20 protein-coding genes are annotated in these 21919 nt (G+C 38.1%); 6 read left to right on the forward strand and 14 right to left on the reverse strand.

Annotated features, from left to right (window positions below; genetic code table 11):
- Positions 1-172 precede the first annotated feature (172 nt).
- Positions 173-1297 carry a CAP domain-containing protein gene (locus ACIQ7T_RS01620; RefSeq protein WP_370083094.1) on the reverse strand — a complete coding sequence of 375 codons (1125 nt, stop codon included), beginning with the start codon at positions 1295-1297 and terminating at the stop codon, positions 173-175.
- A gap of 145 nt (positions 1298-1442) precedes the next feature.
- On the opposite strand from ACIQ7T_RS01620, the gene ACIQ7T_RS01625 reads away from it, so the two are divergent.
- Both ACIQ7T_RS01625 and ytvI read left to right on the forward strand, forming a co-directional pair.
- Entirely contained in the window at positions 1443-1808 is a 366-nt protein-coding gene (locus ACIQ7T_RS01625) for a YugN family protein (RefSeq protein ID WP_370083096.1), read from the forward strand.
- Between the two features lie 211 nt (positions 1809-2019).
- Positions 2020-3084, forward strand: a complete 1065-nt coding sequence (gene ytvI, locus ACIQ7T_RS01630) for a sporulation integral membrane protein YtvI (protein ID WP_370083098.1) — start codon at positions 2020-2022, stop codon at positions 3082-3084.
- A gap of 129 nt (positions 3085-3213) precedes the next feature.
- Here ytvI and ACIQ7T_RS01635 read toward each other — a convergent pair whose 3' ends face one another.
- Both ACIQ7T_RS01635 and ctaG read right to left on the reverse strand, forming a co-directional pair.
- Positions 3214-3675 carry a DUF420 domain-containing protein gene (locus ACIQ7T_RS01635; protein WP_370083100.1) on the reverse strand — a complete coding sequence of 154 codons (462 nt, stop codon included), beginning with the start codon at positions 3673-3675 and terminating at the stop codon, positions 3214-3216.
- A gap of 34 nt (positions 3676-3709) precedes the next feature.
- Positions 3710-4642, reverse strand: a complete 933-nt coding sequence (gene ctaG, locus ACIQ7T_RS01640; RefSeq protein ID WP_402868251.1) for a cytochrome c oxidase assembly factor CtaG — start codon at positions 4640-4642, stop codon at positions 3710-3712.
- 239 nt (positions 4643-4881) lie between these two features.
- Between ctaG and ACIQ7T_RS01645 the strand changes: the two genes are divergently transcribed.
- Positions 4882-5121, forward strand: coding sequence for a hypothetical protein (locus ACIQ7T_RS01645; protein ID WP_402868252.1), 240 nt, complete (start codon positions 4882-4884; stop codon positions 5119-5121).
- A gap of 697 nt (positions 5122-5818) precedes the next feature.
- Here ACIQ7T_RS01645 and ACIQ7T_RS01650 read toward each other — a convergent pair.
- The 5 genes from ACIQ7T_RS01650 to cyoE form a co-directional block, all read right to left on the reverse strand.
- Positions 5819-6163: a cytochrome C oxidase subunit IV family protein gene (locus ACIQ7T_RS01650; protein ID WP_053594672.1), complete on the reverse strand. Its 345-nt coding sequence runs from the start codon at positions 6161-6163 to the stop codon at positions 5819-5821.
- A 1-nt stretch (position 6164) separates the two neighbouring features.
- Positions 6165-6791: a cytochrome c oxidase subunit 3 gene (locus ACIQ7T_RS01655; RefSeq protein ID WP_132357625.1), complete on the reverse strand. Its 627-nt coding sequence runs from the start codon at positions 6789-6791 to the stop codon at positions 6165-6167.
- Positions 6791-8674: a cytochrome c oxidase subunit I gene (gene ctaD / locus ACIQ7T_RS01660; RefSeq protein ID WP_370083106.1), complete on the reverse strand. Its 1884-nt coding sequence runs from the start codon at positions 8672-8674 to the stop codon at positions 6791-6793. The genes ACIQ7T_RS01655 and ctaD overlap by 1 nt, the downstream gene beginning before the upstream one ends.
- A gap of 41 nt (positions 8675-8715) precedes the next feature.
- Positions 8716-9804, reverse strand: coding sequence for a cytochrome c oxidase subunit II (gene coxB, locus ACIQ7T_RS01665; protein WP_370083108.1), 1089 nt, complete (start codon positions 9802-9804; stop codon positions 8716-8718).
- A gap of 101 nt (positions 9805-9905) precedes the next feature.
- The gene (gene cyoE / locus ACIQ7T_RS01670; protein WP_370083110.1) at positions 9906-10823 is read right to left on the reverse strand and encodes a heme o synthase; all 918 of its coding nucleotides are present in this window, start codon (positions 10821-10823) and stop codon (positions 9906-9908) included.
- Between the two features lie 336 nt (positions 10824-11159).
- Here cyoE and ACIQ7T_RS01675 point away from each other — a divergent pair, with 336 nt between their 5' ends.
- A complete protein-coding gene (locus ACIQ7T_RS01675) occupies positions 11160-12083 on the forward strand; it encodes a COX15/CtaA family protein (RefSeq protein ID WP_370083112.1) in 924 nt (307 codons plus the stop codon).
- Positions 12084-12690: 607 nt separating this feature from the next.
- Here ACIQ7T_RS01675 and pyc read toward each other — a convergent pair.
- Genes pyc through ACIQ7T_RS01690 form a run of 3 tightly spaced genes read right to left on the reverse strand, consistent with a single transcriptional unit; the run spans position 12691 to position 17664 of the window.
- Positions 12691-16125: a pyruvate carboxylase gene (gene pyc, locus ACIQ7T_RS01680; RefSeq protein ID WP_402868256.1), complete on the reverse strand. Its 3435-nt coding sequence runs from the start codon at positions 16123-16125 to the stop codon at positions 12691-12693.
- Positions 16126-16137: 12 nt separating this feature from the next.
- Positions 16138-17322 carry an FtsW/RodA/SpoVE family cell cycle protein gene (locus tag ACIQ7T_RS01685; RefSeq protein WP_402868258.1) on the reverse strand — a complete coding sequence of 395 codons (1185 nt, stop codon included), beginning with the start codon at positions 17320-17322 and terminating at the stop codon, positions 16138-16140.
- A gap of 60 nt (positions 17323-17382) precedes the next feature.
- Positions 17383-17664, reverse strand: a complete 282-nt coding sequence (locus ACIQ7T_RS01690) for an Fpa/YlaN family protein (protein WP_049668302.1) — start codon at positions 17662-17664, stop codon at positions 17383-17385.
- 182 nt (positions 17665-17846) lie between these two features.
- Between ACIQ7T_RS01690 and ACIQ7T_RS01695 the strand changes: the two genes are divergently transcribed.
- Together ACIQ7T_RS01695 and ACIQ7T_RS01700 are read left to right on the forward strand one after the other, a co-directional pair.
- Entirely contained in the window at positions 17847-18347 is a 501-nt protein-coding gene (locus ACIQ7T_RS01695) for a molybdopterin-binding protein (protein WP_370083118.1), read from the forward strand.
- An 11-nt stretch (positions 18348-18358) separates the two neighbouring features.
- Positions 18359-18562 (forward strand): YlaI family protein, encoded by a 204-nt coding sequence (locus tag ACIQ7T_RS01700; RefSeq protein ID WP_053483434.1) that lies wholly within the window; start codon positions 18359-18361, stop codon positions 18560-18562.
- A gap of 721 nt (positions 18563-19283) precedes the next feature.
- On the opposite strand, the gene ACIQ7T_RS01705 is transcribed toward ACIQ7T_RS01700, so the two are convergent.
- Genes ACIQ7T_RS01705 through ACIQ7T_RS01715 form a run of 3 tightly spaced genes read right to left on the reverse strand, consistent with a single transcriptional unit; the run spans position 19284 to position 21832 of the window.
- Positions 19284-20078 carry an ABC transporter permease gene (locus ACIQ7T_RS01705; RefSeq protein WP_370083120.1) on the reverse strand — a complete coding sequence of 265 codons (795 nt, stop codon included), beginning with the start codon at positions 20076-20078 and terminating at the stop codon, positions 19284-19286.
- Positions 20071-20838, reverse strand: a complete 768-nt coding sequence (locus ACIQ7T_RS01710) for an ABC transporter ATP-binding protein (RefSeq protein WP_370083122.1) — start codon at positions 20836-20838, stop codon at positions 20071-20073. The genes ACIQ7T_RS01705 and ACIQ7T_RS01710 overlap by 8 nt, the downstream gene beginning before the upstream one ends.
- A 1-nt stretch (position 20839) precedes the next feature.
- Complete coding sequence (locus tag ACIQ7T_RS01715; protein ID WP_402868261.1) at positions 20840-21832, reverse strand: ABC transporter substrate-binding protein; 993 nt, start codon at positions 21830-21832, stop codon at positions 20840-20842.
- Positions 21833-21919: the final 87 nt, after the last annotated feature.

Below are 21919 nucleotides of genomic sequence, written 5' to 3' on the forward strand. Positions count from 1 at the left end.
ACTTACGTTACATAAAACATTTGTAGCTGACGTTTCACTTACGTTACATAAAACATTTGTAGCTGACGCTTCGCTTTCGCTATACAATACAATTGCTGAAAGAAGTTAAAAATGAAAAAGACTGAAAATAAACTTGATTTCGCCAAGTTTATCTTCAGTCTCAAATTTCTATTTATGGTGATGATTCATCAATATTTTCTACTGGTTCCTCAGAGTCTTTATTCTCACTATCCAGCCCCTGAGAAGAAGATTCTAAAAATATTTGCGTATAATAGTTTAAAAATACTCCAGATCCCACTGTCGTATATTTATCATTTAAAATGACATTTCGATGCTCAGGTGAATTAAGCCAGCCATGCATTGCTTCAATCGCATCAAAATAATCAGTCGCAAGATTTTCATTCGCCTCACTATATTCGATTCCCTGTGTTCCTAATCTCTTTTTTAAATCTCCATTTGTTGGTGATTCATGAGCAAGGAAATTGTGAACCTTCATATCTTCACTATGCATTTTTGCAACTTCTTCTAATGAATCATCAATATTTAATGGTGTTAAATCATGTTGAACTCTTGTTACATTTATTAAATCGTCAAGCTGTGCAGCACTTGCTACATTAATTTCCTGCTGTAAAAAGGAAGATGGTGGTGTTGGTATAACTAGCTCACCTTGATAAGTCATTTCATACGGTTGATGAAGAACAAGGGTTTTACTATTAGTAAAGCGTATTCCTTGTAGCTTACCCGTTTCTCTATCTATATAAAGTTGTGCAAAAAGCCCATCGAATTTTACAAGCAGCCGTGTCTGCATATCTTCTTCACTCATCGAGAAAACGAAAATATTTTTACCGACATTCGCAGTTACTTCATAATCAATAATTGTCATTCGGTATATATCATCGCGCTTCTGACCAACCTTAAAAGGAGAAGCATCCAAACCTTCACCAGCAATGTAAACTTGTGTCACAATATTATTGTCAACGCCTACCATAAAAAATGTAGAGGAACTGGAGTTATAGACCCACCAATCATATCCAAAGGAGGATGGTTCCTTTCGTGCTGGTTCACCATATTTCTCCAAAACTACCTTCGCTTCTTGTCCGATTAATGTCGACATCCCGCTTTTCGGACGTGTCGTTGCTCCCATTTCAGGCTGTTTTAATTCGGTTTTGGGAATAATATTTGAATTGGCATTTGGGCCTTTTAATGGCTCATTTTCACGTGGTGGTGTATTAAAAAACATAAAGCCAATCAATGCAATTGCAGCACATGCCATAAAAATGCGAAATAAAGCTTTCATACATGACTCCTTCTTATCACATTATTCTATTTACTATATCAATTGTAATTGGGTTGACACAATGTTGTCATTGCAACAATGTCGAATATGCTCTATTATAAAAATGAGCGTATACTTTGTACGAGAACCTAAAGGAGGATTATAGATGTATTTCGAAAATACTAACCTTGAAAATTTAACAGCTGATCAAGAACTTATTGTAAGCGTCATGAAAAAAAACGGTTTAGAATGTGATGGCGGCTGGGATTACGAACGTATGACATTTGATAAGCGTTTCGATACTCGCGAAGGTCGTTATTATCTACGTGTATTCTCATATGCTAAATCTGGTGATGTTGGTGCACACGATGCAATTCTAACATTAATGAAACCAGCACTTGGTAAGTACTACTATCCACACGGTGTTGAGTATGGTGATGATGAAGTTTATCCAGCTCATCTTGTAAAAAAATGTGAAGAAATCTTAAAAAAGGTTAAATTAGACCTAGAAGCTTTTGAAATTCATGCATAATTTTAGATAGTTATTTTCACTTTGCATACATGTCGATTAAACATCGAAATTATTTTATTTTTTTATTAGGGTTAACAGTAAATCGGCAACAGTAGCATGCAGTGCAATAGCTAAATCTGAAAAGACTGGTGGTCCAGTCTTTTTTATTTTGAGTAAAAATTTTATTTCTCCTCATACTAACTATATCTTTTACATGATGTAGGTGAGATAAATGTTACAATTTTTAAAACACCCCTTTTTTCGCCATCCGATCATCGTTATAGCTATCGGAATTGCAATTCTCTGGTTTATATCCCTGTCATTACCCATACTGCTTGCCTACGTAACTGCATTATTATTGGAACCTGTCATCATACGAATTAGTAAACGGTTCCGAAAAAAACGCAAAATAGTCGCATCTATTTTTTTCTTGTTCTTTTCAAGCATGACATTACTATTATGTATTCTCATTATATTTATAAGTTGGAAACAATTTTCAACATTTATCATTCATATTCCAGAGTACCTCAATCAGCTATCAGCAATATGGATTCAAACACAATCCAAGCTTTCCAACTATACTTATCACTTGCCCTTAGATCTTGTTATACAGATTCAACTTATGATAGCACGGGCTCTATCTTCAATCGAGAAATATGCTCTTTCTTTAACAAATGTAAATGTTTGGTCATCTTCAATTACGTATATAACTTCTCGTTTGTTCGATATTTTTGTTTATTGGATTGTACTATATATGTTTCTTTTAGAACTACCGAATATTAACCGTAAAATGTTAGCACCTATTTCGTTTCACTATCATCAAAAAATACTATTTATTGGACAGCGTGTAAAACTGGCTTTATTTGGTTTTGTAAAAGCACAATTTTTAGTTGGTATTTGCATTTTTGCTATAGCTTTTGGAACCTTTTATTTTCTTAAAACACCATTCCCATTTATTTTAGCACTCTTACTAGTCATTTTAGATTTCGTACCTTTTTTAGATTCATTTATTTTACTTATTCCTTGGGCAATATACAAAGCCTTTACAGGCGAATATATCTATGCTTTTATATTAGTCATACTTACGATCGCACAATTTTTAGTTCGACGAATGATTGAGCCTAGAGTTATTGGAAATAAAGTTGGACTCTCCTCACTAACAACCTTTATTGCCATGTTTATCGGTTTTAAAATGTTTGGATTTTTCGGTATTTTAATTGGTCCTTTACTCGTTGTTGTCATCGTTTCCCTATTTAATCAAACATCCATAAAAAATCTCCCACCTTCTCAAAAATAAGGAGGGAGATTTTTTTTTATCAATTATGCCTCAGCATAATTGCGTCCTGAATTGGCTTTGTGTTTAGGCCGGTAGATGTTCTTTGTGCGAAAGCGTAGTACTAAATGTTTAAACACCTGCCGAAAGAGGTTAAATGCCTAATATAGCTTTAAAGACAGATGTTGTTTCACCTGGTTCAAACATTACGTATAGTAAAATGTATACTAAAACTCCGGTAATAGCTACGAAGAACCAAATAATACTTGTAATCGGTCCAATACGACGGTGAAGCTTGAGATTAGTTTTCAAACCAGAAATAATACTAACAATTCCAAATACTGCTCCAGTTGTTGCGAGAGTAATGTGGAAAATTAAGAAGAAAGTATAATATGGCTTTAAATCTTCTCCGCCACCAAAAGCCGTGTTACCAATAAAGACTGTACGTGTAGCATATATAATAAAGAAGATAAGTGCTGCAACTCCTGCTGCAAGCATTACTTTTTTATGTGCCTCTACTTTTCCTTTTATAATTAAGCCCCAACCAATAGCTACAAGTACAGCACTAATAACGATGAATGACGTACTTATAGTAGGCAAAATTTGCAATTCCATTTACAAAACCCCTTATACAAATTTAAGTTTCTTTTTACAACTGATGTTGTTGTTGTTGACTTTCCCATTTCTTTTGATGTTCTTTTAATGCATCAGCAGTAATTTTATCAGGATCCTTTTGTTCTGAACGATACCATTTAATAAAGATTGATCCGAGTAATACCCCAAAAATAAGCTCTTGTAAAATCTTCATTAAAACACCGCCTAGTTGCTGATCGGCAACAGCTGACATATTTGTAAAGAGCTCTGGTCCTGAAAGAGATAAACTAGATAATGTGGAAACTGGTACGCAAAGTTCCATTGCCTTTAGCCATGCATCACCATTTGTATATGTTTCATACATAGCGTTTGGTGCAAAAATTATTAACGCACACGCAGGTGTAATTAATACCGCATTCGCAATGATATAGCCTAATTTATACAAAGGTTTCATTTGCGGACGATTAGGCATCTTTTGAATCAAAGGCCAGTACATTAAAACTGCAGAAACAAATAATACAAACGTATATGTACCATGTAAAGTTTCGGTTAATTTAATGTAGTCTAATACTGCAGGTAAGTGGTAAAAAGAAAATAAACCAATAAACACAAATACCGCAACGACAGGGAGTGTAAATACTTTAAATAAAGATTTAACAACCGGTGCTTCAATCGCTACTTTCCATACCCACCAAGGAATTCCCTTAATTATGAAAATCGGTACAAGTAACAATAAAATAGCCATTTGCACCATATGCATCGTAAACATAATATGCGCCATTAAATCTATCGGTGATCCTTTAATAATATAAATCGTTACCATTGCCAGTACAAAATAAATAGCCTCTTCCTTTTTCAAAGGCTCACTTACTTTAAAATCCTTGCGCCACTTTGTTGTGACTAGAAAATAGATGACTGTTATGAAAACAAGAACCCCTATTAAGTATGGGCTCCATAAAGCTTGGAAACCAAATATACTAAGTGGCATACAGAACGCACTCCTTTAACTTCAGTACCCCTATTATAGAACGCTTACACTTATTCTGCAATGAACGAAAGGTGAACAAATTACTATCTATAGTTTACCTCTCTTACAGGATTATCATATTTATAGAAAAAATATTCAGAGTATAAAAACCCAACATGGATTATATTATTTTTTGCTAGCTCATCATCATAACGTGGGGTGATTTCCGTTCCGGCTGGGTGCTTTCCTGGGGGCGTCCGATGAGCCGCTTCACTCGCGCTGCTAGCTCCAGGGTCTCGGGCCAACACGATGTTGGTCACGAAGGCGTTATCACAGGACGTGATGGTTTTAGCCTTCGCTCCTCTATTGCTGATCCCCGAGGAGTCGCCCAGTCTCCACTCCAATCAACTGATTCACATGACATACGTTTTAACAAAATGTCATCCTCAACTTTCAATGATGTACCCAAATTTATTGGAAATTCCAGCTCCTCAGCATAGCGTAGGGTTGATTTCCGTTCCGACTGGGCGCTTTCCTGGGGGCGTCCGATGAGCCGCTTCACTGCACTCCAGGGTCTCGGGCCAACACGATGTTGGTCACGAAGGCGTTATCACAGGACGTGATGGTTTTAGCCTTCGCTCCTCTATTGCTGATCCCCGAGGAGTCGCCCAGTCTCCACTCCAATCAACTGATTCACATAGCATGTATTCTCTTAATTTAAATGAAAACGTATCTTTAGCAAAAGGGTTTGTCTGTGTAAAACCAACAGAAATGTACAATTACGTCACTGTTACAAGTCTATTCTATTCATTATGGTGTGTTATCCATAGCGTCCACTATTGAAATGAATAAAATTTATAAAAATTCTACGCTATTGCTGATTGGAGTGGAAGGCTACTCGACTCCCGTGGGAAAGCGAGACAGGCGAGACCCTGCACGGAGCGGATGTTTTCTGTGCGAAAGCGTAGTGCTAACGTAGCGGCAGCAAATGTTTTATCTGTCCGAAAGCGTAGCGACAGCAACAACAACAGCGAAGGAAGCGGCTCGACGCTCGCCCACAGGAACGCGAGTAACCTGGAACGAAAATCATTCTCACATGAATTATATTAATTCATACCGGCTCATCACTATAACGTGAATAGAACCCAAAAAGAAAAGCACGTTCCTACCGAAGTAGAGAACGTGCTTTTTTGGTGATTACCACCAAATAATTGTTAAAAATGCTAAGAAGAATGTAAATGCGATTAAAATACCCATCCACATGAAGAAGCCAATTACACCACCGAAGTGTGTTTTTTTGTCTTCTAAGTGCATGAAAGCGTAAAGTTGAAGAACAACTTGAACACCAGCAAGCAATAAAATAAGCGGTAATATTAAGTATTTAGAAAAATCAGCTGCAACTACTGCGAATGCGATAAACGTAAAGAAAATCATAATCGCAAAGTTGATAACTTGTTTACGCATATGAACGGCATTATGATGACGATCATACTCGTATTGTGCCTGAGACTTAGCAACTATAGGTGTATCGTGTGAAGACATATTATCCGATCACTCCCATCAAGTATACTACCGTAAAGATGAATACCCAAACTACGTCGATAAAGTGCCAGTATAAAGCAGCCACGAAGAATTTAGGTGCATTGTATAAGTTAAGACCACGCTTAGCATTACGAAGCATTAACGTAGCAAACCACACAAGACCTAATGTTACGTGGAAACCATGTGTACCAACTAATGAATAAAACGCAGTTGAGAATGCAGATTGGTCAAATGTAAAACCAAGACCTACATAATGATTGAATTCATAGATTTCAAGACCTAAGAATCCAAGACCTAAAAGTAATGTTATACCAAACCAAGTTTGCATAGCTTTAAAGTTAAAGTTACGCATATGGTAAATGGCATAAACAGATGTTAGTGAAGATGTTAATAATAACATCGTCATAGCAAAAGCTAAAGGTAATTCAAATAAATCTTGTGTTGTGAACTCCATGCCAGCAGGCCCTTTGTTCTTAAGTGCTAGGTAAGTAGCGAATAAACTTGCGAAAAGTACAACTTCACAGGCAAGGAAAATCCAGAAACCAACAACTTTATTTTTCCCTTCCATCGTCGCTTGTTCAGGATGATCTGGCCAAGTATGAGGAGTAAATTTAGTATTGAAATCCATTATTTATTTCCTCCTTTGCCGTAAAGATGTTCTTCAATTTCAAGAATTTCCTCTTTGTGTAAGTGGAAACCGTGATCGTCCTTAACAGAACGGAAAATCATAGCACCAAATGTAATTGCAAGACCACCAATTAAAATATAAATTGACCATGGTTTATCTGCATCTTGATTATAAAGAGCACCGAATGCTGCGATAAACAAGCCCATAGAAATAACAAATGGGATAGCTGAGTTGTTTGGCATATGAATATCACCGATTGGCTCAGCAAATGTAACTTCTTTATTACCTTCTTGCTTTTCGATCCACCATGGATCTAAACCACGAACAAGTGGTGTTTGACGGAAGTTATAGAATGGGATTGGTTGTGGAATTGACCATTCTAATGTACGTCCATCGCCCCATGGATCGCGACCTGCTGGTTTGCCTTTGATTGACATTAAGCAGTTGATTACCATTAAGATAACCCCTACACCCATCATTAATGCACCGATTGTAGAGATATAGTTGAACGAATCCCAACCTTGACCTTCCATGTAAGTGAATACGCGACGTGGCATACCCATTAGACCTAAGAAGTGTTGAACGAAGAACGTTAAATGGAATCCAATAAAGAATACCCAGAAAGTAATTTTACCAAGTGTCTCGTTTAACATACGGTTGAAGAAAATTGGCCAGTAGAAGTGCGCTGAACCAAATAACGCTGTTACGATACCACCAACGATTACGTAGTGGAAGTGAGCAACGATAAAGTAAGAATCGTGTAATTGGTAGTCAAGAGGTGCAGATGCTTGCATTACCCCTGTAACACCACCCGCAACGAATGACGGGATGAAACCAAGTGCATAAAGCATTGGTGTTGTAACTTTAATAGATCCGCCCCAAATAGTTAAGATCCAGTTGAATACTTTCATACCTGTTGGAACGGCAATTGCCATTGTTGCAACAGCAAAGATTGCGTTGGCTGTTGGCCCAAGACCAACTGTAAACATGTGGTGAGCCCAAACCATGAACCCTAAGAAACCGATTAAAATTGTTGCGAATACCATTGAAGAGTATCCAAATAAACGTTTACGAGAGAACGCTGGAATAATCTCAGAGAATAAACCGAACGCCGGTAATACTAAGATATAAACCTCTGGATGTCCGAAGATCCAGAATAAGTGTTCCCAAATAATTGTATTACCACCCATTAAATGGTCAAAGAAGTTACCACCGAACATACGGTCAAATAACATCATTAATAAACCAATTGTTAGTGGAGGGAATGCGAATAGAATTAATGCACTTGATACTAGAGCTGTCCAAGTGAATAATGGCATACGCATGAATGTCATACCTGGAGCACGCATCGTAATAATCGTAACGATAAAGTTAAGACCTGATATTAATGTACCCGCCCCTGATATTTGTAAACCGAGAACATAGAAGTCAATACCATGTCCAGGAGAATATAAAGATAATGATGCATAAGACGTCCAGCCCGCATCAGGCGCGCCACCCATAAAGAATGATAGGTGAAGGAATAATGCACCTAGGAAGAATAACCAGAACCCTAAAGAGTTAAGGAACGGGAATGCTACGTCACGCGCACCAATTTGTAATGGTACAAGCATGTTCATAAATGCAAATAGTAATGGAGTCGCAGCTAGGAATAACATTGTTGTTCCGTGCATTGTTAATAATTGATTGAAAAAACCAGCTGAGACGAAATCGTTATTTGGTTTCATTAATTGAATACGCATTAATAACGCTTCAAAACCAGCGATAGCGAAGAACAATGTACCGGCTAATAAATACATTACTGCTAACTTTTTATGGTCAACAGTTGTAATGTATTCCCAGACAGTTGCTCCAAAGCCCTTTTTCTGTGTGTATGAGCTCACAACTTTTACCTCCCTCAAAGTTTGTTACATAAAAGTTAAAATTATTTCTCAACAGATAAGCCCATGATATAAGTTGCTAGAGCTTGAATTTCTTCGTCAGTTAAATCGCCATAAACTGGCGCAGTACCTTCTGCGTTCATCATTAAGTTACCTGGCTTGAATTGCTCAGGATTCTTAATCCAAGCTTTTAAGTTTTCTTCATCATGATCTAAGAAACCAGCGACACGGTTACGGTCACCAAATGTAGCTAAGTTAGGACCCGCTGAACCTGAACCGCCTGTACCAGATACAGCATGACAACCCATACAGCTATTAGCAAATGTTGCCTCGCCTAGATCAGCTGAAGTTTTATCAGGCATTTTTTTATCTGTTGTTTTCATTGAAGCTACCCATGCATCGAATGCATCCGGGCTCAATGCTTTAACTTTGAAGTCCATTAATGCGTGTGAAGGACCACATAACTCAGCACATTTACCATAGAACACGCCGTCTTTAAGGTCTTTTGATTCTTTATCGAATTCTAGATAGAACTTGTTTAAGTTATCAACGTTCGTATCCATTTTACCGCCTACAGCAGGAATCCAGAATGAGTGCTTAACATCGGCAGCTTTTAAGTTAAAGTAAACTTTTTGACCTGTTGGTACAACTAATTCTTGTGCAGTTATAATACCTTGGTTAGGGTATTCAAACTCCCACCAATATAAATGTGCAGTTACATTTACAGTAAGTGCTGTTTTGTCACCGTTTTCATCTACTTCTTCCATCGCAGCAACATCTGCAAATTTGTAAGTAGCCGTAACAACTGGTACAGCTAAGATTAATAATAAAATAATTGGAATAACTGTCCAAATTATTTCAAGAGTGTGACTTCCTTCTACTTGCTTAGGAATAACGTTTTCGCCAACTTTTGAACGGCGGAATTTTAAGAATGCAAGTAAATAGATAACGGATACTACCACTACAACTAACGTCATAATTCCAGTAGCTAGCATTAATAGATTGAATTGTTCTTTACCTACTTGACCAGATGGTTTCAGTGCAGAAATATATTCTTCACCACAACCAGAAAGGAAAACCATCATCACTGCTAGTAGTGAAAAAAGACGCCATTTTTTAAGCCCTTTCATCATAGCTTAATTAAACCCCTCTTTCTTTGTTGTATTTTTCATGTGTACCTAGGAAATAAGTTCTGTCTATATGAATTCTTTAGGAAAAGAAAGAATTCCTAAATTTAGCTAAACAACGCAAAAATTATGATGGATACAAATAGTATGGTCATATGATTCAAAGAATAGATAAACATTTTATTTGCCCATTTCATATCATCTTTTGTGGTAAAGCCTTTACAAGCTAGAATCAACCAGCCCAAGTTCAATGCAGTGGCAAGAATTAAGAAGCCAACCCCAAGCTCTGGTAAAAGGAATGGTAATGGTAATAATAAAAGAATCCAGAAAAACATTGAGTACTTTGTACGTTTAAATCCTTTTACTACAGGTAGCATTGGTATATTAGCTGCACGATATTCCTCAGTACGTTTCATAGCAAGTGCATAAAAATGCGGTGGTTGCCATGCAAACATAATAAGAAATAGGGCAAGTGCTCCAGGACCTAATGCAGGTTCAACTGCTGCAAACCCAATAACTGGTGGGATCGCCCCTGAAATACTTCCTACAACCGTGTTACTAACATGCTTCCTCTTTGACCACATTGAGTACAGAACGACATAAGCAAATATCCCTACTAGTCCCCACATGCCGGCAGCAAACGATGCCGCAAATAACAAAATTTCACCTACAATTAAAAATGAGAGGGCAATAGTCAATACAAAATTCGGCTTAAATCTACCCGTTACTGTCGGTCTACCCTTTGTTCTTTTCATGATTGGATCAATATCCTGATCAATAAAGTTATTCATTGCGCCTGAGCCACCTATAATTAATGCCGCACCCAGCATGGTGAACAATATGACATCAAGCTCTTGCAAGAAGTGTCTACTAGAAAATTGAAATGCCAGCCACATCCCTGTAAACGTTGTGACAAGATTCGAGTTAACGATTCCAATTTTTATTAGTGCTAAGAAATCTTTTACAACAGATGTAGATGCTGGTCCATTATTTCTAGTAGCCGTCAGTGCACGACCGTTTGACATGATACCTTCTCCTTTCATTTTTGTAAGCATATTCCGCTACCAATTACTATAGCGAAATTTGCGATTGATTTCTAGACATTAAGTGAAATTTAGATGAAGTTGTAAAAATTAGCTTTGTCTAGAAATATATTAAAAACAACATATCTATAGTAAATCATTTTCTAAAATGAATTGTGAAGGTTAGAGTACGAAATTATGAACAATTTGTGAAATGGAATCGACATCTAATACTCCCTACTCATTACAAGTTGTATTTTAATTGTATTTTCGATATTATCTAGTAGCAGAAACATTACTTTCATGTAATGTCCATAGATAAAGTAGGTGACTCATTTTATGCAACACAACAGGTATATGAAATGGTTTGCTGTTGCCGCTACAGTTGGAATGCTCCTTGTTTTACTAGGTGGGGCACTAGTTACCAAAACAGATAGTGGCTTAGGCTGTGGTCGAAACTGGCCTGATTGCAATGGTTCTCTTATTCCAAAAGAAATTACATCAGCAGTCTTAATTGAATTTTCACATCGTCTTGTAACTGGGGTCGTATCTATTTCAATTCTTGCGTTAACAGTTTGGACATGGCGTAAACTCGGTCATATTCGCGAAGTAAAATTATTAGGTTTCTTAGCGATGTTTTTCTTAATCGCACAAGCTCTTATCGGAGCAGCTCAAGTGTTGTGGGGACAAGGTGATTTCATATTAGCGCTCCACTTTGGGATTTCTCTTATTTCCTTTGCTGCTGTACTCCTTCTTTCTATGATTGTATTTGAAGTCGATCGGAAATTTGATGCCGATAACGTTTTTATTGGAAAAAAATTGCGTTGGCATACGATTGCTGTCACAATTTATTCTTATTTAGTCGTTTATACAGGGGCGCTTGTTCGCCATACAGATTCTAGCTTAATATGTCCTGACTGGCCATTTTGCTATAACGACACACCATTCGCAGCTTTTAATAATATGTATGAATGGGTGCAAATGGGACATCGTCTAGCTGTTCTTATCTTTTTCATTTGGATTGCATACATAACGTGGCACGTTGTAAAAGAATATAAACATCAACGTGTTATTTACTACGGCTGGATTATTGCCTTTACGATAGTAATTTTACAAGTAATTGCTGGTATGCTAGTAGTTCTAACTAAATTGAATTTAACAGTCGCATTACTTCATTCATTATTTATTTCAATTCTATTTGGTCTACTTTGCTATATGGTAATGCTAGTTGCACGTAGCAATTATAATGAAAAAAACAAATAATAGTAGAAAAAGATTCGCCATATTTTCGATGGCGAATCTTTTTATTTTCAAACGCTTCTATCTCAATAATATGTCAAAAAATCAACAAGTTTATTATTAAACAATAGTAATATTTATAGGTACATCATCAAAAGTTGGGAATGGCATTTATTAAAACGTGTCATATGAAAATGTTAGTTGCGACAAAATAAAGTTTTGTGTGTGAATCTTTTTTGCTCTCTGGAAGGTGGATGTCGATAAAATTTAAAAGTTGGGTGATAAAACGTGAAAGTTAGTAGATAAAACGTAAAAGTTAGTAGATAAAATTCAAAAGTTGGTCGATAATTCCTGAAAGTGTTCCGATAAAACCAACATCCTGTTGCTGCCGCTTCGCTTTCGCACAGAAAACATTTGTTGCTGCCGCTTCGCTTTCGCACAGAAAACATCTGTTGCTGTCGCTTCGCTTTCGCACAGAAAACATTTGTTGCTGTCGCTTCGCTTTCGCACAGACTTGTTGCCCCGACGCCCCCGGGAAAGCAATCCTACATTATGCTGATGAATCAATATAGCAAAGAAAAAGGTTATTAGTATGCTATAAAAGCCATCTAATAACCTTCTTTTTTATCAATTATTCAATTTCAATTAACAAATCACCTGTTGAAATGGCGTCGCCCGCACTTGCGTAAACTTCTTTCACGATGCCATCTTTCGGTGCTTGGACGGTCGTTTCCATTTTCATTGCTTCAGTAATCAATAAGTGATCCCCACGTTTTACATGGCTTCCTTTTGATACGACTACCTTTAAGACCGTACCTGGCATCGTTGCACCAATTTGATTTGGATTGCTTGGATCAGCTTTCAATGCCAAGCTACCATCTACTTCGACAGTCATATCTTGAATGACTAGTTCACGGGATTGACCGTTTAGCTCAAAGTAAATAACACGCGTACCATCGTGCTGTGGTTCACCAATGGAAACAAGTTTTATAATCAGTGTTTTTCCTTTTTCGATCTCGACTTCGATTTCTTCGCCTAGTTTTAACCCATATAGGAATGTTGGCGTATCTAATACCGAAATATTACCGAAGGAGTTCACTGTTTTGGCATACTCTTCAAACACTTTTGGATACAAAGCAAACGCTAGCACATCCTGTTTCGTCACGGCACGATTTAATTTTTCCTCGAGTACCGCCTCTAGTTGCTCAAAATTCACAGGCCCTAATAGCTCGCCAGGACGTACAGTAATTGCTTCACGATCCTTTAACACAACCTTTTGCAGTGCCTCTGGGAAGCCGCCATGCGGTTGTCCTAAATACCCCTGGAAGAACTCAATCACAGAATCTGGGAAGTCGATAGTTTGCCCTCTTGTCAGTACAGAATTTTCATCTAAATCATTTTGTACCATAAATAACGCCATATCACCGACAACTTTCGATGATGGGGTTACTTTGACAATATCGCCAAATAGAAGGTTTACACGGGAATACATGTGCTTCACTTCTTCCCATCTGTCCCCAAGGCCCACTGCTTTGGCCTGCTGCTGCAAGTTACTGTATTGGCCTCCTGGCATTTCGTGGACATAAATTTCTGAATGCGGGCTAATCATGCCGCTTTCAAAATCCTTATAATATTTACGCACATCTTCCCAGTAGTACGATAACTTTTCAAGCGCATCAATATCGGCACGAACCCCACGCTTACTGCCCTTCATTGCATAGTACAAGGAATTTGCACTTGGCTGGGACGTTAAACCTGCCATCGAACCGAGCGCCGTATCAATGATGTCCACTCCCGCCTCGATCGCTTTGGCATATAAATAAATACCATTGCCACTTGTATCATGCGTATGCAGATGGATTGGTAGGCTTGTCGTCTCTTTCAACTCGGAAATTAAACGATATGCTGCTTCTGGTTTCAATAATCCAGCCATATCTTTTATCGCTAAAATATGGGCACCTGCTGCTTCCAGCTCTTTTGCCATTTCCTTGTAGTATTGAACTGAATATTTCGCTCTTGTTTCATCAAAAATATCTCCTGTGTAACAGATCGCAGCTTCAGCAATTTTACCTGATTGACGTGCAGCATCAATGGCTACTTCCATTCCTTTAATCCAGTTCAAGCTATCGAAAATACGGAAAACATCAATGCCTGATGCCGCTGATTCAGCGATAAATTCACGAATTAAATTGTCTGGATAGTTTGTGTAACCAACTGCATTCGCACCACGTAATAACATTTGGAATAGCACATTCGGTACTTGTTCGCGCAACTTGGCAAGGCGCTCCCATGGGTCTTCTTTTAAGAAACGGTAAGCCACATCAAACGTCGCGCCTCCCCACATTTCGAGTGAGAAGAAATCATGCATCATACGCGCTGTTGCATCTGCAATTTCGAACATATCCTGTGAACGTACACGTGTCGCAAGAAGTGATTGGTGCGCATCTCGGAAAGTTGTATCCGTTAATAGCACGTCCTCTTGCTCTAGAATCCATTTCACAAGCCCGTCTGCTCCTTGGGCATCTAAAATTTGCTTCGTCCCCGCTGGAGGAACGATTAGTTTATCGACTCTCGGAATGCTCGGCTGTATAAAAATTGGTTTCGCTTTCTGCTCTACTCCAGGGAAGCCATTTAGCGTCACATTACCAATATAGCTTAAGAGCTTTGTCCCACGGTCCTTGCGCTCAGGGAAAATGAATAGCTCAGGTGTTGTATCGATAAAGCTTGTATCAAATGCACCTGTTAAAAATTTCTCGTGCGTCACGACATTATTTAAGAATGGGATATTCGTTTTCACCCCACGAATACGGAACTCTTTTAAATTTCGATCCATTTTTGCTGCAGCTTCTTTAAACGTCATCCCTGTCGTTGAAATTTTCACCAGCAATGAATCATAGAACGGTGTTACTACAGCCCCTTGGAAGCCATTTCCGGCATCTAATCGAACGCCGAAGCCACCGCTTGAACGATACACCATAAGCTTCCCTGTATCTGGCATAAAGTCATTAGCAGGGTCTTCCGTTGTAACACGTGCTTGAATAGCATAGCCAATCATTGGAACATCTGCCTGTTGTGGAATGTGGATTTCCTCACTATGCAGTCCGTAGCCTGCTGCTACTTTAATTTGGGCATGCACAATATCAACACCCGTAATCATTTCAGTAATCGTATGCTCTACTTGAATACGAGGGTTGACTTCGATGAAATAAAAATCCTCGCCTGCGACTAAAAACTCTACTGTCCCTGCATTTATGTATGAGACATTTTTCATTAATTGAACCGCTGCATCACAAATTCGGTTTCTTAAATCTTCCGAAATTGAATTAGATGGTGCAATTTCAACAACCTTTTGATGACGACGTTGAATCGAGCAATCACGTTCATATAAATGAATGATATTACCTTGTTGGTCGCCAATAATTTGGACTTCAATATGCTTTGGCTTAATAATAGCCTTTTCTACATATACCTCATCAGAGCCAAATGCTGCCTTCGCCTCTGATTTTGCACGTTCATAGGAGGAAGCTAGCTCCTCTTCTGTATGAACAAGACGCATTCCACGACCACCGCCGCCTAATGCTGCCTTAATCATAATTGGATAGTCATATGCGCTAGCAAAAGCCTTTACCTCTGCTAAATTATCTACTGGACCATCTGTTCCAGGAATAACAGGAATGCCTGCAGCAATTGCTTGTTCACGCGCCTTCACCTTATCTCCAAACATATTTAAATGCTGAGAAGTCGGCCCAATGAAGACAATCCCCTCTTCTTCACATCGACGTGCAAATTCTACGTTTTCCGATAAAAAACCATAACCCGGATGAATCGCATCAACATTAGCATCTTTGGCAATCGAAATAATGCCCTCGATGTCCAAATAAGCATCAATTGGTTTCTTGCCAGCTCCTACTAAATAGGCCTCATCTGCTTTAAAGCGATGGAAAGCCCCACTGTCCTCCCGCGAATAAATAGCTACTGTTTGGATATTCAACTCCGTACATGCACGGAAAATACGAATTGCAATTTCTCCTCGATTGGCTACGAGAATTTTTTTGATTGACTCCATTGATATCCCCCTTTATGATTGTGTCTTTCTCCTTTCTACCTTTTCAAACATAGAAACATTGATTAATATTCCCATTGCTAAAGATAGAATAATTATAGATGTCCCGCCATAGCTAATAAAAGGTAGCGTTACACCGGTTAACGGGATTAACCCAGTTAGACCCCCAAGATTGATAAACGTTTGCCAGCCAATCCAGCTCGCAATACCAGCCGTAATCATACGTGCTAGTGGATCTTTCGTGCGCAACGCAATCGAAAATCCTTTATATACAATAAATCCTATACCACCTAAAACGATAAGAACGCCCCAAATTCCTAGTTCCTCCATAATAATCGCCATAATAAAATCGGTTTGTGGTTCAGGTAAATACCCCAATTTTTGAATCGATTGACCGAGACCTCTTCCCTCTAGACCGCCTCCGCCAATGGCATAATAACTATTGACAACTTGGTGACCACTACCACTCTCATACTCAAACGGGTTTATGAAAGAATGAAGACGTCCCATACGGTTTGGCGTTAACATATTTCCTTTAAACAGCATTAGTATACCAAAGATGACTCCTCCAAACGCACCCAATACCCCAAAAAACTTCCAAAACGTTTTAAATGGAATGCCACTCGCTGCTACAACAGAAACAGCAATTCCACATAAAATAATACTTGCTCCCAAATCGGTTTCAAATGCTACGCCAGCAACAACCATAATCCAGATAAATATTGGATAAAATATTTCTTTTGGTTGTAGCTTTTCAAGTGTATATTTTTGTCCTTTCCGATAAAAAGCAGCAGCAAAATATAAAATTATAAATAGCTTCGCATATTCAGAAGGCTGAAAGTTCCCAAAACCAGGGACATGAATCCAACTTTTAGACCCTATTCCTACTTCATCACCATTACCTGCAATTTTTACCCAAGTAAATAGTACAACTAATACAGCGGTAAGTATCAACATAACTTTTTTATTTGCATAATGCTTATACGGGAAAAATGCCGCTGCTAAAAATCCAAGAAAAGCTACAGATAAATTGATTACTTGCTTGTGGTAATAATAATCTGGCGCCTTTTCTTTTATTGCAATCGCTACCATCATACTTGAACTATAAATCATTACTAATCCAAATAAGCATAAAAATAGGACAGTAAAAAATAATGGGTAATCAAAATTTTGTGCATAACGTTTTAAATATTGTTTCATCGGAAAACCTCATTCTAGAAAAAAAACTCAAATCGCAAATTGCGTTTGAGTTTTTTCTTTTTATTTGTCTGTATACGCGTCATGTAGTACAGAAAGCTCTTTCTCGAGTGAATCGAGAATTTCTTTGCCTTTTTCGCGATCAACGAGTCCAAGCTTCACAGCAAAGTCAATTTCACGTGAAAGGCCGAACATTTGTGTATCTAATACTTCTTCATATAAAGGGCATTGTGGCATTGTTAAATGATCCATTTGTACTCGAATGAGGCGAGCAATTTTGTCTGCATCAGCAACTAAAAGCTCCAAAGCCTTCTCCTGAAAAGAAGTTTGTGATTTAGTATCCATGAGGACGCCCCCATTATCTGATATTTCTTCGATTCTATCTTAATAAAGTTTATCTTTTAGTCGTTAAAAATGCAAGTGTCTACATTGGAAAATAGAGAAATCGAATTATATTTCTTTATTATCTCTAGTCATTAGCGTTATACTATTTCATGGATATACAAGATTTGAGGAGGATTTCTATAATGGAAACAATAATTCCTATCAAGGGCGCAGTTACATTCCAACTAACATTAGATCCCACTGTTTGGATTTTCGATGATCGTAAATTAGATTTAAAAACGTACTTCGATACAAAAGAAGTTGAGGAAGATTCGGATATTAAATATATGCGTGAGGTAGGTGCTCACTGGTCGCGTGAGATTATGGAAGGAGCTACTTTCCCACCAACATTGAAATCAGAACGAAAATTTGACCGCAAAGGGATGGAAACAGGTACTTTCGGGATTGAATTAAGTCACTTCTTGAAAAATGCTGAGATTAAACCTGAAGCAACAACAATCGTCATTGAATGTGAAGATGGCAAAGAATATTCATTTACAATTGAAGAAGCTTACACATTAATTTTAAAATATAGCCAAGATGGCAAGCCATTAATGGAAGATGGCCCTGTTCATGTGCTATTTAGAGACGGTTCAAATGTAGACAACCCTATCAAAAATATAGTAGCAATTCGTGCTGAGTAGGAGGGAATGCAATGCGCGTAAAATGCGTTATTTGCGATACAATTAACAATTTAGATGATAATTTACCGTTAGCAAAAAAATTACGCAATCGACCAATTCATACGTATATGTGTGGCACATGCCATGATCGTATTGAAGAAAATACCGTTGCACGCATTGAAACAGGAAATTTCCGTTTTTATCGTACTTCACCACAAATGGATAAAGAATTTTAACAGCAATTGAAGGAGGTGTCTCATTATTTGAGACACCTCCTTTATAGTGTTGAAAAATAAAATGGTCAAGGACATTTTTGTGAATGTTGCGGTGCTTTAGATAAAGGTGATTCCAGGCTCTCTAATCGAATGGAAAGACTTATAACAGTGATACGATCGTAACCCTGGGCCGCTGACACTTCATTTCATCGAAGAAAACATTTGTTGCTTACGCTTCGCTTTCGCACAGAAAACATTTGCTGCTGAAATTTTGGTTTATCACTATAAATTAGAGCAACATGCCAGAAGATACGCGCTATGTGAAGTGGTTGATTGGAGTGGAGGCTGGGTGACTCCTAGGGGATTAGCAAAAGAGGAACGAAGGCTAAAAGCATCACGTCCTGTGATAACGCCCTCGTGACCAACATCGTGCTGTTGCTGTCGCTTCGTTGCACTACGCTTTCGCACAGAATGAAACCCTTTTGCTGACGCTTCGTTAGCACTACGCTTTCGCGCAAAAGACATGTTGGCCCGAGACCCTGCAGCGAAGCGAAGCGGCTCATCGGACGCCCCTAGGAAGCTTTGCTCTGCGCGAAAGCACCCTGTCGGAACGGAAATCAACCCCCGCACTTTGCCGAAGAGCCATACTTTATATAATGGGAAACCTTAATTTCATTAATATAAGAGTTTTTCAACAACTGAAGGAAGTGTCTCATTATTTTTGAGACACCTCCTTCGTCGTCTAATCATTATTTTTTACAATCGCCTTCTCAATTAACTCGACAACCTGATACATAATCGTAGCAAAGAAAGCAATGATGAGAAGTGACATAAGCACAAGATTAAAATTAAACACCTGGAAGCCATAAATAATTAAATAACCTAACCCTTTGGAAGCAACTAAAAACTCACCTACAATGACACCTACCCAAGAAAGTCCTACATTTACTTTCAAAGTAGAAATAATCGTTGGGAACGAAGCAGGTAAAATAACTGCCCTAAATATTTGCCATCTAGTTGCCCCAAAAGTTTGTAATACTTTGCTGTAGTTTGGATCTACCCCTTTAAAAGCTGTATAAACTACGATGGTTGTAATAATGATTGAAATCAACGCACCCATCGCTATAATTGAAAAATACCCCGGACCAAGAGCGACTATTAAAATTGGCCCTAAGGCAACTTTCGGCATGGCGTTTAAAATTACTAAATATGGATCCAGCACCTTTGATAGCATCGGTGACCACCACAATACGATTGCTATTAAAGTACCTATTAATGTACCAGCAATAAAGCCAATGATTGTTTCCATTAACGTTACACCAACGTGCAGTGTTAACGTACCATCACTCACTTTTTCTACTAATGTGTGCCATACCTGCGTTGGTGAACTAAAAATTAAACGGTCAATCCATCCAAATCTTGAAAGAAGCTCCCACCCACAAAAAAATACGAGTAAGATAATAAGCTGATATAATCGAACATAGCGCTTTTCTTTTTTTAGCATTTGCAGATACTGTTTAAATAAAGCATTATCCAAGACTCTCCAGCTCCTTCCAAATAGTTTGGAATATATCTGAATATGCTGGATGCTGTCGAACATCAAAAGGTGAAAGCTCTTGTAACTCCGAAGGTATTTCAAAAACTCTATGCAATGTACCCGGATTTGCCGAGAATAGAAATACCCGTTCACTCATCGCAATGGCTTCACCAATATCATGTGTTACAAGAACTGCAGTTTTTTGATAGGCCTTTAACGTTTCAACAACCAAATCCTCCAGTTTTAATTTAGACTGATAATCAAGTGCCGAAAACGGTTCATCTAGCAATAAAATTTTAGGGTCCACCGCTAAAGTTCTTGCCAGTGCTACTCGTTGACGCATGCCACCTGATAACTCTCTCGGATAGTTATTCCCTACGTGCGGTAAACCAATTTCTCGCAAAAGTGCATTTGCAGTTACTTTATGCGTTTTAGTGCTTCGCTCCATGATTTTCAAACCAATCGTGACATTTTCCTCTATAGTTTTCCAAGGAAATAAATAATCTTGCTGAAGCATGTAACCAATGAGAGACTGATTGTGTGATGAAATTTCCTCACCATCAATGTATACCTTACCTTCTGTAGACGCAAATAAGCCCGCAATAATTGATAATAACGTCGTTTTCCCACATCCGCTAGGCCCTATAAAAGAAACAAACTCACCTTCACGAATATCTAAATTTATATCACGTAAAACTTCCTTAGCCTGCGTTTTTGAAAAATAGCTATGGTGAATATTTTCTACTTTTAAAATTTCCATATTACTCAGCTGCCTTTTTAGCAAAGGTTGTATTCACAAGCTTTTCATAATCCACCCGTTGAGGAAGTTCACCTGCTTCCTCCATGATCTTTTGCAAGTTATCCCATTCCCCCTTATCCAAAATAGGATCTGTAGCATAGGAACCTTGTGATTTATAACGCTCAACCACTGTTTCAATTAATCCAACATCGACATTTTCAAAGTATGGTTGAATAATTTTCGCTATTTCGGCCGGACTCGCTTTTTGTACAAAATCCTGTGCTCGTTTCAATGCATTTGTAAAGCCTTGAACTGTCTTCGCATTGTCTTTTAAATAGCTGCTTTTCGCCATAAATGATGTATAAGGTAATTGCCCAGATTCAGTACCAAATGAAGCGACAATATAGCCTTTACCTTCTTTCTCAAAGATACTAGCTTGTGGTTCAAATAACTGTACATAGTCCCCTGTTCCAGAAGCAAAGGCTGTAGAAACATTAGCAAAATCAATGTTTTGAATGAGCTTTAAATCATTCGCAGGGTCAATGCCATGTTTTTTCAGGACAAACTCACCAGCCATTTGTGGCATTCCACCTTTACGTTGTCCTAAAAATGTAGAGCCTTTTAATTGATCCCATGAAAAATTATCCATCTTTTTACGCGCCACTAAAAATGTGCCATCAGTTTGAGTTAACTGCGCAAAATTTTGAATCGGGTCATTGGCGCCTTGGAGCGTTACATAAATAGAAGTTTCCGATCCAACTAAGGCGATATCAATGCCATTAGAAAGTAACGCTGTCATTGTCTTATCGCCACCTGCAATTGTTTGTAGCTCAACGGAAAGCCCTTCATCCTTGAAGTACCCTTTTTCAAGTGCTACATACTGCGGCGCATAGAAAATCGAGCGCGTCACTTCCCCAACTTTGACTTTTTCAAGCTCTGTTTTATTGCACGCCGTCAAAGAAAGGAATAATAAAGCAATAACACTAAATAGTAAACCTTTTTTAAGCCACCGCATTCCATTTCCTCCTTGATTGATGAAATAAGCCTATCGACATTAACTTATTCACACTAGAAGATTTCGGTGCCAATCAATTTAGGTTTG

Source organism: Lysinibacillus sp. NPDC096212 (assembly GCF_044763105.1).
In the GTDB taxonomy this organism is placed as follows: Bacteria; Bacillota; Bacilli; order Bacillales_A; family Planococcaceae; genus Lysinibacillus.